Here is a 12,980-nt window from a genome sequence, read left to right as displayed (position 1 = left end):
AATATAATTAAAGCACTTACTTACTCCCTCGTTTCCAGCTAAAGCCCCAGTTAAAGGCTTTATCCATCTCTTGATGTCCTTTAAAATACTGATTAATACGCTCGACGTTGATACTACCTTGCTGATTGACCAAACGCGCAATCGCACACATCGGTAGATTACCTGTACCTTCCGTTAAACGCGTTTCAATTGGTGGTTGGTCTGGCACATGAATGGTCACGACACCATCGGTTTGCGCCCAATTTGGTGCACCTTCATAGATGAAAGCAAAGATAAACACCTCTTCTATCTGCGACCACTGCTGACCGTTAATATCTAGCCACTCACCGCCGCTGACTTGTCCCGTTCTATCATCAGCACGCAAACACACATAAGGCGCTGATGTTAAGCTACCAAAGCGATTACCCAATGCCTGAATCAAGGTTTTTTCACCATTTTTCAGATGAATCATCGCCCCAACATCAAGGTCAATACCGCCCGCTTTATGTTGTTTGAAAAGATCGCCTAACAAGCCTTTTTTGGGTGCTTGCTGATTGGCAGTCGGATTTTGATTCCAGTTTAAGTTAACAGAAATTTTACCAAAGTCATCACGTTTCTTTAGGTTGATGCTAGACTGATTTTTGGTTAAAGTGATTTTGCTTAGGTTAATTGACGGATTTGGAGAAGCTGTAGGAATTGGCGGCGGCGCGCTTGTTTGAGGCGCACTACCTGCTTTCTGCGTATTGATTGGGCGCTGCGTATTGATGGGCTGAGCTTGACCTTGTGACTGGTCTTGTACAGGGCTTTGAGCGGGCGCTTCATCAGCAATCTCTACACCAAAATGCTCAGACAAAGGCTTCAGCCTCCTTCGAAACCTTGGGCAATAAAACGAAACTTCCAGCTACCTTGGCGGCGATAACATTCCGCTAAAATAATGGCTTTTTCATTACGTCCAGCTGCACTTAGTTGGCAAGTCATCAGCACTTGGCTGCCTTGCAATACCTGAATATCGACATCGCCAACTTGCGCAAGCGTCTGCGCGCTAGAAAACGCTAATGCTATCTTCTCGATATTTGCAGGCTGCGCAGGTAAATTAATATCAAAAAATCCATCGCTATCATGACCACGGAAACTCACACTGCCATCATGCTACGTGTCTGCCCATAAAATATCATGTCGCCATCGCCGCGTACTTTACCGTCAGTTGTCAGGCGATATGCCGCGCAATCGACCGCATTTTGGCTTAAAATACGAATGCTAATATGATCTGTTGGCAGTGGCGCATTGGCACCAGCAATCAGTTTTTGAGGTTGGATTTGGCTCATCATACATCCTTTGAATTATTTATTATGTGCGTGTGTTTGTTATGCTAATAATTGTCATATAGTAGCATGGATGGCCGCTGACTTTTAAAGCGTACAACCGTTCAATAACATGCCAATGACCCTAAAAAATATTTTTACAAATCCTTCATGCTATTTTGTCAGCAGCATTTATAACGCTTAGCATTTGTATATAATAGCCCCTACTATTAGCAATATTACGGCTTGCTTATATTCCTGATGGTGTTGCGATGACGATAGTGAATTATTCAATTATATCTAAAACCTACGATAATGCTGAGAGAATTATGAAAACCCCTGCTAACGATAACGATCATACAACATCAACTGCCGCTTCACCTGCCGTTTGGTTAGCTGAAGGTCAGTCAAGCCAGCGTGATATGTTAGCCAGCCTGCAAACCCTAAAAAATCACGCTGATACTCCGTTCAACATTATCGCTTCACACCGCCACAATAGACCTGAGATTTTTGAATTTGCTGACAGCGTTTACCGCGAGCCTTCTACTAGCACCGCAGATAACGATGAGCAAACAGTGCTCGAATCTGTTGAGCCATTGATGCCGCGTTGGCAGTTTGTGTTAGAACAAGCGCAGAAAAACAACGTAAAAGTGTTGCTCACTGGGCGCAATGGTATTGATTATGAAGCCCACCGTGAGGCTTTTGACGCGGCTGGTATTCGTTTATTGACGGGTGCAGCGAGTGTGACAGCGTTAGAAGTGATAGATGATAAGTTTGCCTTTATGCAGCAGTGTCATGAGCATGATATTCCCGTTGCCGAGGCGTGGCGCTTTGATAATGTCGCAGAGCTTGAAGCATTACTTGCTACGTACGGTCACCAACATTATGCGTCAAACCGGTTACGGGTATTTTCGCTCAAGGGTTTTGGCGACTGAGCAAAGTTAAAGAGATGGGTCGAGAAGCAGGTACAGAAACAGACGAGCAATACGACAGCTTTGAGCATTTATACTTTACCGAAGAGAAAAAAATAAATACGGCGCAATTTATCAATGCTTATGCAAACAGTGTCATGGTGCAGGAACGCCCAATTCCCATGCTGCTAATGCCTTACTTGTCAGGGCAAGAGTACTCTATCGATGTCGTCTGTGAATATGGCGAAGTATTAGCTGCTGTCACCCGCTATAAAACAGGGAAAATCCAGCATATCGGCTACGAGCAAGCGGTCATGGATGTCGTCATTCCACTCATAAAAGCCTTTGGCTGCGATGGCATCGTCAGTGTGCAAACCAAAGCTGATGATGACGGTCAGCACCGTGTGCTTGAGATTAATAGCCGCCCTTCTGGTGGCATTGATTACACCACCCACAGCGGTGTGGATTTAACCCAAGTTGGATTTGCTTATTGGCTGGGCTTAACCGATAAACCGATACTGGCTGATATCGCGCAACAAATAACCCCCTGCCAAGTGCGCTCTATTATGGTCGGTGTAAAAGTTGAAGAAGACATCACTGAATAAGTCAAAATAATCATATAAAAAGCTGACGGCAACGAATCGACAATAATACATCCATGGCAACCGAATATATTCAATAAGAGGCAAACGATGACAGCACAAACCACGTTAGTGTTAGGGGCAAATACGGTCATCGCGACAGCGAATTGTTCGGTCGCCTTTGCAACGACAGATCAGTCAAAGTTTGGCGTGCAGCTTGGGCTATTATGGCTGCCTTTGGATGAGCATCGCAAAGCCGCTTGTAGTCCTGCTTATCTTCATGAACCGAAGGAATGGGCGCAGCTCAATAGCAAAGATAATCCAAGCGCATGGCAACTGGATTTGCCTGCATTATTTGATAAACAAGGGGTAAGCTTTTTACAACTGATTGCTTATGTTTATCATGAGCCAAGCCTCAACTTACCCGCTGTCGAATTAAGCAAAGTAAATTTAACGCTAAACAATGGCGATATTCGTTATGAATTTATCGCAAGTGAGCGCCATATTAAAGCAGCAATCATATTAGAAATATACCGACGCAATGGACAATTTAAATGCCGCGCCCTTGGTGAAAGCTCTACGCAAGGCTGGCAAGCCTAGAGCATCATGTGCAAATTAGCCTCGATATGCGTCCGCCAGATACGCACGCCCTTATCCAAGATGCTCAACGTGCGCAGCAGGATTATCCTAACAGTGATACGCGCCCACCAAGACACGTTCAGTCTGGTGAAACTTGGACAGGGACGGCTTTTGCTATTGACCCTTATCATCTATTGACTTGCTATCATGTCATTGAGTCGGCGGCAATGATTGGTGTGCGTCAGCAGGGCAGCCCGATCGTGAGGCGCAAGTGGTACTCAGCGATATTGGTAGTGATTCAGCCATTATTAAAGTAAGTGAGCCACTGCCAAGTTATTTACCCTTAGCACAGCGTTGTACTGATAATTTGGGTGAAACCATCACCACCTTGGGATTTCCGTTATCAGGATTGAGTAGCCAATTACAAGTAACGCAAGGCTGCATCTCAGGACTGACAGGGTTTGGCGATGATATTCGCTATCTGCAATTTACTGCGCCTATTCAGCCAGGCTCTAGTGGCAGCCCTTTATTACTGCCGACTGGCGAAGTTATCGGCATGGTAACGTCCAGCCTCGTCCATGAGCATGCACAAAATATGAACTATGCGGTGAAATTTCAGTTATTATCCGCCCTACTCGCGAGCGCTGGAATTAGTTTAGATAATTTATCTGACTCATCTGGCATGTTACGCACGACAGCTGCCGCGTTGACCACACCGCAATTAAGTAAAAAAAGCCGTGGTGCTTTGTGGTTAGTAGGTTGTCAGAGTTAGGAAATACACGTAACTATATATAAAAGAAAGTCCAAAGGAATATGAATGTTAAATAAGCAACACAGCACGACCATTACCCTACCACGCGGCAATCTTGATTTAACCTATCAAACCAATTCAGCCACTACGAAAAATAGAGCAGAACCAAGTAACGATTATCAATTAGAAGACTTACTTGGCTTTGCACAACGCATTAACCCAAAACGTGCCTTTTTGTTTGTCTCAAAAGTATTAGGTCGTCATGTTCCAGTGGCTCCTAGTACCATGCGTCAAGCTTTTACTGACTTGGCGAATTTGGTTCCTAGCGATTTGCCTGAGCCGATTTTAGTCATCGGTATGGCAGAGACGGCGGTTGGCTTATCGGCCGGTGTGCACCAAGCGCTGCAAACGCGTTATCCCAATGCCTTACTATTGAACTCTACGCGTCATGCGCAACATGATGACAATAAAAACAGTAGCAGCGACTCTTTATTAACCACTTTCAGCGAAGATCACAGTCATGCCAGCCAGCATCTCATTTATCAAAGTGCAGATACAGTGACCCAAGCGCAATTACTAGCGAGCAAGACCTTGATTATGGTGGATGATGAAGCATCGACGGGCAATACTTGCGTCAATGTCGTCACTGCCCTTCGTAACGCAGGACTTGACCAACTAGAGCAAGTACATCTTACCACTTTGGTTGATTGGTCTTTAAACCAGAATCAGAAGGCAGCCGATGCCAATGAAGCTGTATCTGACCAAATCGCAAAACGCCTGCCCAATATCCACTTTCAACGTCATCATCTACTGTCTGGTGTATGGACTTGGACAGATGCGCCCAATCCTGAACCGATAACGATGCCATCGGTTGATACAACTGAAGCAGGCAGTCAGTCTCTAGGTAATACTGGCAATTGGGGACGTTTCCCAACCCTAGATAGCACCGATGGGTTTGATCATTATCTTTTGAGATTTCAAACTGCCTTTAACGTTTTTAACAAGCAAGCTCAACCTGAGAAAGAGCCGTTTGATAAAGAACAGTTGCCACAGCGTATCTTAGTATTGGGCAGTAATGAGTTTGTTTGGTTACCGTTTTTATTGGCTGAATGGCTTGCGCAAAATACGCATATAGAGAATAGTAAGAATACGGTTAATTTTAGTGCGTTAACCCGCTCACCGATTGCGCTTGGTGGCGCAATTACCTCGATGCTAAGTTTTAATGATAATTATGGGCTTGGTATGACCAACTTTGCGTATAACGTTGCACCTAGCGATTGGGATTTGATTGTCTTGTGTGTGGAAACGTCCACTGATAGCGTTGATGCTATGTGGAAAGGTTTGGATAATGTATTGGTGGTGAGTCCGACGCTGTAAATTATTTTATAAGAACTGTCCCATTAAAACCATCCTCTAAATCCAGCTCTGCTTTTCACATTTAACCCTTACGGACACCTTTATGACCAGCCTATTCTTTCAAGCCAATCCTGATATCGTTAAGCCTTACGCGCTAATGGATTTGGACGATACGCTCTTTCAAACTCAGCGTAAAATTGACGCATGGGACTTACCCACCACTGAAGCTGAAAAATTGATTTGCGCAACCGTTAACAAACAAGGCGAGCCATTAAGTTTTATGAGTCAGCGCCAAGCGGCGTTTTTTAACTGGCTACTTGCTAGCACTGATCTAATCGTAGTGACGGCACGTGACCGTAGTGAAATCCAGCGCGTAAAACTGCCTTTTGATAGCTGGCAAGTTTTGACTCATGGCGCGATTATTTTGACGTCTGATGGGCAGTTACTAAGCGAATGGCAGCAGCATATGTATAATAAGCTTGCGCCATTGCAACAAAAATTGCAGCAGCTGAGCCAGCTATTCGCAAATCACAGCAAAAATGACAGTAGCCAGCTGGTCTTTACACCGCACATCGATAGCTTTAACAATGGCGCTAATGATAGAGAATTAACCATTTATTTGGCTATCAAACATGCGCAAAAAGACCATCAAGCATTAGTAGATCTCGCTGCAAAACTGCCAACGTTAATACGAGACTTTGAGCAGGATTTTTATGTGCACGTGAATGCGAATAATTTAGCGATATTGCCGCACGCAGTTCATAAGCGCCATGCGGTACAGTTCTTGTTAGCTAATTATTTAGACAGTCAGCGACCAAGTTTTGGCTTTGGTGACAGTCTGGCAGATTTACCATTTTTACAGCTGCTTGACTGGTATGGTATGCCCAATCATGGTCAGTTACATGAACGACTTAGCTCTCAATCATTCTAAACACTTAATCTCTCCTAAATAAAAACAATAATCGCCGCCGTTTATAGAAGTAGAAATTATTTTATGACCCATCATATAACAAACCCTAATGTTCAAAAATTAAAAGCATATGGCTCAGGCAGCTATCTTGCCAGTGATGTGACCGTACTGCTCGATATAGTCGCTAAAGACGCGGTTGCAGACGTGCCGGTTAGCCAAAAAGAAGCACTTATTCAAAGTGGGCAACGTCATTATTCTGATATGTTGACCTTGGAACAAGCGCCTACTGCTATGCATGAGCAGCTATACACGCAAGCATTAGAGCAAGGAGCTGAGAGGACTGCCGCTGATATTGCTAATTTGGCTTATACGCTACATCATCTTTTTCAAAAATCTCGAAATAAAAATACCGTTAGTAATGAGCGCCCGCTAGTCTTAGTCAGTTTGGTGCGCGCAGGTTTGCCAGTTGGCGTTTTGTTGCAGCGTGCGTTAGCAGACGTTAATAGCAGCTCTGCTTTGCCGAGCGTGCATTATGGTATCAGCATCATTCGCGACCGCGGACTTGATCCAGTTGCGTTACAAATGATATTGAATGCTCATCCAGACAGTCCTATCGTATTTGTTGACGGCTGGACAGGCAAAGGCGCGATTTATCAAGAGCTTGCTCATAGTTTAGAAAAATTTAGCGATCCTAGTCATGCAAACTTTCCCAATATCTTTCATCAAGGGGCAGATGTTATTCCCTTATTAACGCTGGCTGATCCAGCTGGCGTTGCTTGGCTTGCAGCTAGTATCGATGACTGGCTAATTCCGTCAGGATTATTAAATAGCACGGTATCAGGACTGATTTCGCGAAGTTTATATACCGAGCCAGCATTAGGCTACACCGCAGCGTGTTTTATGATAACTTAATTGAGGTCGACCATAGCTTAGCTTTCATCGCTCATATCGATGCAGTGCGCCGTGCATTAGCCCCACTTTTGCAATGCTTGCCGACGTTTCAACAGCCGCGCTATCAGACAGCCGCTTTAATCGACAAGCTGGCAGCAGACTACGATATCACCAATCGTAACCGCATTAAGCCAACGATTGCAGAGGCAACACGGGCGATATTGCGCCGTGACCCTGAACGCATACTATTAGCCAGCGCCGACCATCCTGATACCATACTGCTAAGACATTTATGTGCCCAGCGAAATATCATTGTTAGTGTATTAGGTGATAAAATACATCCCTATCAAGCCATCACGCTTATCAAGCAACGTAGCGAAGACCATTAATCATTGCTACACTCGCGTTTTTTATAAACCAGACCCATCTCAAAATCAAAGCAGCGAAAGAAAAAAGTACAAGTACTCCTTCTTGTCGGCTAAACGAATTTGACATTACCAAACGTATTTTTGGGTTTGCGGTCATTGCTGCTAAGCCATATTACTTGATGATACTTCTTAGATTTTATAACCATTCACTTATCACTATTGATGATGCCAATTATGTCAGATATGCAAAACAACGAGTCTACTCTTTATCAAAACACCCAGTCTTACGCTCACCTTATTACTGAGCGTCATGCGATGCTAAAACCACATGCGCATCACCCGTATCAGTTGGGAGCTAGCCTATACATGCCAGCAACTCGCCAAGATATTTGGCAAGTCATTAAGCGTGATAAATTACCAACGATTAATAGTATTATCATCTGCCTAGAAGATGCGGTTAGCCATAATGATGTTGAGCTGGCACTTGAGCGCTTGCAAACGTTGCTGCATACATGGGCGACGCATGTCGATAGCATCAATGACCCATCAAAACATGCCGATATTCAGATTGAGCAACCAACACGCCCGCTGGTATTTATACGCCCGCGTCATCCAGCGATGTTAGAGCAGCTCTCAGGTTTTGCCCATATCGATTTGATTGATGGCTTTGTCATGCCAAAAGTCGATATGTATAGCCTATCCAATTGGCGTATGGCCTGTCAAAATCTGAGCACTGAGCAACTATTGATGCCGACGCTTGAGACCGCAGCCCTATTTAATCCGCATCATAATCAGGAATTGGCCATTGGTTTTAAAGAAGCCTTTAGCCAGCCTGTATTTGCCTTGCGTATCGGTGGCAATGATTTGTTTGCAGCATTGCGTTTGCGCCGTCCCAAAAACAGCATCGTTTATGATACTCCTATCGGCACCCTTGCCTATCAGCTGCTCGGCTGCTTTGTGCCGCATGGCTTTTATTTAACAGCGCCTGTCTTTGAATATTTGGATCAGCCAACACTATTTATGCAAGAGCTAACCCGCGATGTTAGCTTAGGATTGGTCGGCAAAACGGTCATTCATCCAAGCCAAATTGCGCTGGTGCAACAAGCCTATTGCGTACCATTGAGCATTTTAGATGAAGCACAAGCAATCTTGCATATCGAGGCAAAAGCGGTTTTTAAATATAACAATACTATGCTAGAGCCTGCTACCCATCGCGCGTGGGCAACAGAAATCGTCAATCGTGCCGAGGCATGTGGCACTCTTGATGACGGCAATAATGACTATACGGCACGGTTATAAATAAAAACCTTAAGGTTAATAGGGCATGTCCTCAATCTGAACGAAAGCGCCTAAATGGGCTAAAAATGATTACGTGCCCTAATTTTAAATCAATGTTTCAAATGCACTCTTTTACATGCGCTCAATAAAAAAGCCGTTATCACATTCAAGATAACGCTTTTTTAGCACAAAGGTTCCATCACTCTATTACTATTAAAACGATGCCTTATTTAGGGCTATTTCAAGACCAACTCAAAACTAGACACAGTCCGCTAAAAAGGTGTTAATCACTCGATTGACCTGCTCAGGCTCTTCTACGGTGGCGGTATGACCAGCGCCCTTGATTACTGCCAATTTAGACCCTGCAATCGCAAAATGCATACGTTCAGCCTTCGAATAAGGGGTTGCTGTGTCCTCATCACCGACCACGATTAATGTCGGCACCGTAATACTTCCTAGCTGATCGTAGGTGCCTGACCGCTCAATGACGCCCATCGTTGCCTTAATGACTCCACCTTTGCGATTGCCTTGTAGCATCGTTAACCACTGCTTACGATCAGACTTACGCAACTTATCTGTCAAAAAAGTATTACCAAACATAATAGGCATGACCTTGTTACTCACGCGTTTGAGACCCAGCCAACGAATGGCTTTGACCAGCTTACGATACTGCGGCACGTTTTTGGGATCTTCAGGATCAGCAGAAGTCTCTAACAGGGTAAGCGACAGCAATAGCTCAGGGCGTTTGAGTGCGACACGCTGGGCGACAAACCCGCCCATCGACAACCCTAACAAATGGCACTTATGAATATCTAGTGCCTCTAATAATGCCAATGTATCCTCGGTTAAGGTTTCCATATCATAGCCAGACTTGGTTATTTCAGACTGACCTTGTCCTCGAAAATCAAACGTAATACAGCGATAACCAGCTTTGAAATACTCGACTTGCTTATCAAATAAGTGCGTATTCCACAGCAGACCGTGGGCAAATACCATGACGGGTTTTTGCTTATCGTTTGGCGCGCTGTCTTCGTAATAAAGTTCAACATTATTGACATGAATAATTGGCATAACCACTTCCTTGTTGGTTTAATAAATAAAAAATCAGTCTTTTAAAACCTGCCTTCTAGAGCGTGTCTTCATTTTAAAAATGGTAAAAAAAATGAGATAGATTGCCACCAAACAAGGAAAATAGCACAAATAATATCGATATATTCATCAGCTAGTTGACGCAGTTTGCAAAATTTAGCCATTTTTAGCCCATGTAGAGAATGCTCGATTGAATTGAGGACATGCCTTAGCATAATTCAACCTTTCTACAGATAGTAGCCTTATTTTTGAATGGTAGGTTTAATAGCTTTAGCAATATGATAGCAGCAAAAAACACCATACCTGAATCATGTCTTAAGCGCGCACAGATCCTGCTTTTATAATAAGCTCAAACTGCTATAGTATTTGCCATTGCATTATTTGTCACATTTACTGCCAATAGCTAGTGTTACCAAAAACGTTTTATAGAAAACTCAATTAAGGATATCAACCATGTCACACCCTCTCGTCGAATATCAAGTAGAAAACCATATCGCAACCATCACGATGAACGATCCCAAAACACTGAATGCCTTTAGCACAGTGCTCAAAGATGCCATGATGAATGCACTGACGAATGCAGATGAAGACAAAGACGTCAGAGTTATCATCCTGCAAGGCGCAGGCAATAACTTTTCAAGTGGCGGGCATATCGGTGAGATGTTAGAAAACGGCATGGAAAGCGAGGCGCTGTCGAATAAGCTAAATTTTATGGTTGGCGAAGTCGCTGAGATTAGCTTAAAGTTGCGTAATATTCATAAGCCTATTATCGCCAAATTAGAAGGCGCAGTGGCAGGTGCTGGCATGAACTTGGCACTGACTTGTGATTTTCGCATAGCCGCTGATAATGCCAAATTCGTGCAAGCCTTTGTCAATATCGGTCTAATACCAGATGCTGGTGGCATTTATTTACTGAATCAATTGATCGGTGTGGCAAAAACCACTGAGATGGTCATGCTTGGCGATAAACTCAAAGCGGAAGATATGGCACGCTTAAACTTGGTTAATGATGTGGTCAGTAGCGACGAGCTGGATGCTAGCGTACTAGCATTGGCAACGCGCCTGAGCAATCTGCCCGGAAAAGCATTGGCATCAATGAAGCATATGATTAATACGCACGCTTATATGGGTCTCAATGAAGCGCTCGATATGGAAGTGGATCAACAGACCATGCTTGCTAAAACGGATGATTTTAGAGAAGGTATTACCGCCTTTATGGAAAAACGTAAGCCAGTTTATCAAGGTAAATAATAACCTGATCACACTCTTTTTTGCGCTATCATCAAAAAGGCTGCCTAATGGCAGCCTTTTATTTTTGGGTCATACAGTATCAAGAAAATTCCGTATTAAGCATATCTTTAAGTAACACTTTTAACTCTTAAGAATCAGAGGCTGTCTTATAGTGATGCGGTAAAGTAAATATCTTGTCAAAACCCAAGGTAAAGATAAAGGTATAAACCAAGAAAAATAGCAGTAACGCCGCTCCATCATAAAAGCTTTGATTAAGCCAACGTCATACCAGATCATATAAAGTGGTAAGCAAATCAATACCAATCCGCCTTCAAACCCTAATGCATGCGCACTGCGAATGAGTAAGGTACGCTTTGCCACATGCTTGCGACGTTCCCACGCTTCAAAAGCTGTATTGTATAAGAAGTTCCAAATCACTGCTGCCAATGACACCATCACAGCAACTGGTAAGGATTCTGCCGCGTCGCTACCGCTCAGCTTCATCAATACGAAAGTAGAAGAAATGATAGCGATAAGCTCAAAGACAGTCACATAGACGATACGACGTTTTAGTGGGGATAAAGTAATCAACCAAAACTCCAAAGCACTAGAGTGTAAACAAAAAAGTGCCTATCAAAGTATCGGTCCGTCCCGAGATAGAAAAGATAGATTGAGTGCAGAGCCACGGTTTCCGCCTGCACTTATATTATACATGAGATAAATTTATTATAAAGCCATTTGGAAAACCTAGCTTTTAGCTACTTCCCAAGACTGGTTAAAGCAGCATTATTTATTAACTTCCTATATTTTCCTTTAACCCTTAATACTCTAGACTGATGTATATAATAGGCAAGTCTTTTTTTTCTAACCTCCGTAACCTCATTATTCTTTCTAAAGAGGTCTATAAAATCAAAGAATAAATCCTTCATAAGGTAAAATATGAAATATATCAAAGATACAAATAATAAAGTATAAAAAATCATAAATGATAAATTAAAGAAAAATTGTGGGTCTTTTGAAAAAAAAATCTGGACTTTTACTTTGTACATTTGCATGATAAGATGCCAAAAATCCTATACCACCTGTTGCAAATATAGTAAAAATACCTTTTACACTAGCAACTTGATCTAAATCATCTTTGTGATTAACGTAGCTATTATAAGTTTCGAATACATATTCAATATCTTTCGGAGCGAATAGGCAATTAATCCAATGTATTCTATAATCTCTTACTGTAAAATCTTTAAACTTATTAAAACCCTTACTAGTATACTCATTACTAGTCTTATCAGTTTTTAACAACCTTTTGTAATAGCTACTTTGATACCCTTTATCTCTTAAAAACAGAAAAAAAGCAAATAAAATTGCTGAAATTACGATTGATCCTATAGAGGTATACCATGCTTTTATTATAAAAACTTTTTCAACAGGTATATCAAAAAAATATTTTAAAAATTCTAAACTTGCCATGGATAGTGATAAAAAGCTGAAAGAGCTAAAGCTCAATACTAAAAAAACCATAACTATTAAAAGCATGAATGTATAAAGTTTATTTGAAAAATCCTCAAAAACATAAAAATTATTATGAAAATCAAGAATAATATCATCAATTTGGCGGTACTCATCTAAGGAATCAGTATATTCTTTATTAGTAGCAACATTTTCACTTTTAAGGCCTCTCTCTTCTATTTGTCTCATGCAATAATAATCTTCAAACTTCACAAATACACCCTCTAAATATTTTTATATTTAAAAT

General features: G+C 42.3%; 10 protein-coding genes and 3 pseudogenes. 9 read left to right on the top strand and 4 right to left on the bottom strand.

Annotation, left to right across the window (positions count from 1 at the left end; all coding sequences use genetic code 11):
- Positions 1–16 precede the first annotated feature (16 nt).
- Positions 17–1,304 (bottom strand): annotated as a pseudogene (locus TT12_RS19205) (TerD family protein).
- Between the two features lie 305 nt (positions 1,305–1,609).
- On the opposite strand from TT12_RS19205, the pseudogene TT12_RS19200 reads away from it, so the two are divergent.
- The 8 genes and pseudogenes from TT12_RS19200 (at position 1,610) to TT12_RS00735 (ending at position 8,926) form a co-directional block, all read left to right on the top strand.
- Positions 1,610–2,796, top strand: a pseudogene (locus TT12_RS19200) (ATP-grasp domain-containing protein).
- Positions 2,797–2,883: 87 nt separating this feature from the next.
- Positions 2,884–3,372 (top strand): TerD family protein, encoded by a 489-nt coding sequence (locus TT12_RS15955; protein ID WP_045451329.1) that lies wholly within the window; start codon positions 2,884–2,886, stop codon positions 3,370–3,372.
- 8 nt (positions 3,373–3,380) lie between these two features.
- On the top strand, positions 3,381–3,668 hold the full coding sequence (locus TT12_RS15950) for a S1 family serine peptidase (protein ID WP_243443194.1): 288 nt from the start codon (positions 3,381–3,383) through the stop codon (positions 3,666–3,668).
- Entirely contained in the window at positions 3,623–4,123 is a 501-nt protein-coding gene (locus TT12_RS15945; protein WP_243443193.1) for a S1 family peptidase, read from the top strand. The genes TT12_RS15950 and TT12_RS15945 overlap by 46 nt, the downstream gene beginning before the upstream one ends.
- 45 nt (positions 4,124–4,168) lie before the next feature.
- Positions 4,169–5,479 carry a phosphoribosyltransferase domain-containing protein gene (locus TT12_RS00750; RefSeq protein ID WP_045451327.1) on the top strand — a complete coding sequence of 437 codons (1,311 nt, stop codon included), beginning with the start codon at positions 4,169–4,171 and terminating at the stop codon, positions 5,477–5,479.
- Between the two features lie 82 nt (positions 5,480–5,561).
- Entirely contained in the window at positions 5,562–6,389 is an 828-nt protein-coding gene (locus tag TT12_RS00745; protein WP_045451324.1) for an HAD hydrolase family protein, read from the top strand.
- Between the two features lie 63 nt (positions 6,390–6,452).
- Positions 6,453–7,648 (top strand): annotated as a pseudogene (locus TT12_RS00740) (cysteine protease StiP domain-containing protein).
- 213 nt (positions 7,649–7,861) lie between these two features.
- Positions 7,862–8,926 carry an HpcH/HpaI aldolase/citrate lyase family protein gene (locus TT12_RS00735; protein ID WP_201539932.1) on the top strand — a complete coding sequence of 355 codons (1,065 nt, stop codon included), beginning with the start codon at positions 7,862–7,864 and terminating at the stop codon, positions 8,924–8,926.
- A gap of 237 nt (positions 8,927–9,163) precedes the next feature.
- On the opposite strand, the gene TT12_RS00730 is transcribed toward TT12_RS00735, so the two are convergent.
- Positions 9,164–9,976: an alpha/beta fold hydrolase gene (locus TT12_RS00730; RefSeq protein ID WP_045451322.1), complete on the bottom strand. Its 813-nt coding sequence runs from the start codon at positions 9,974–9,976 to the stop codon at positions 9,164–9,166.
- A gap of 471 nt (positions 9,977–10,447) precedes the next feature.
- Between TT12_RS00730 and TT12_RS00725 the strand changes: the two genes are divergently transcribed.
- Entirely contained in the window at positions 10,448–11,245 is a 798-nt protein-coding gene (locus TT12_RS00725; protein WP_045451320.1) for an enoyl-CoA hydratase/isomerase family protein, read from the top strand.
- A 120-nt stretch (positions 11,246–11,365) separates the two neighbouring features.
- Here TT12_RS00725 and TT12_RS00720 read toward each other — a convergent pair whose 3' ends face one another.
- Both TT12_RS00720 and TT12_RS00710 read right to left on the bottom strand, forming a co-directional pair.
- Positions 11,366–11,815 (bottom strand): PACE efflux transporter, encoded by a 450-nt coding sequence (locus TT12_RS00720; protein WP_243443192.1) that lies wholly within the window; start codon positions 11,813–11,815, stop codon positions 11,366–11,368.
- Between the two features lie 402 nt (positions 11,816–12,217).
- Positions 12,218–12,946, bottom strand: a complete 729-nt coding sequence (locus tag TT12_RS00710) for a hypothetical protein (RefSeq protein ID WP_045451316.1) — start codon at positions 12,944–12,946, stop codon at positions 12,218–12,220.
- Between the last annotated feature and the right edge of the window lie 34 nt (positions 12,947–12,980).

Source organism: Psychrobacter sp. JCM 18903, from assembly GCF_000586475.1.
Lineage (GTDB): Bacteria > Pseudomonadota > Gammaproteobacteria > Pseudomonadales > Moraxellaceae > Psychrobacter.
The sequence above is the reverse complement of the archived record's forward strand: the minus strand, read 5'-3'. Positions and strand labels throughout refer to the sequence as shown.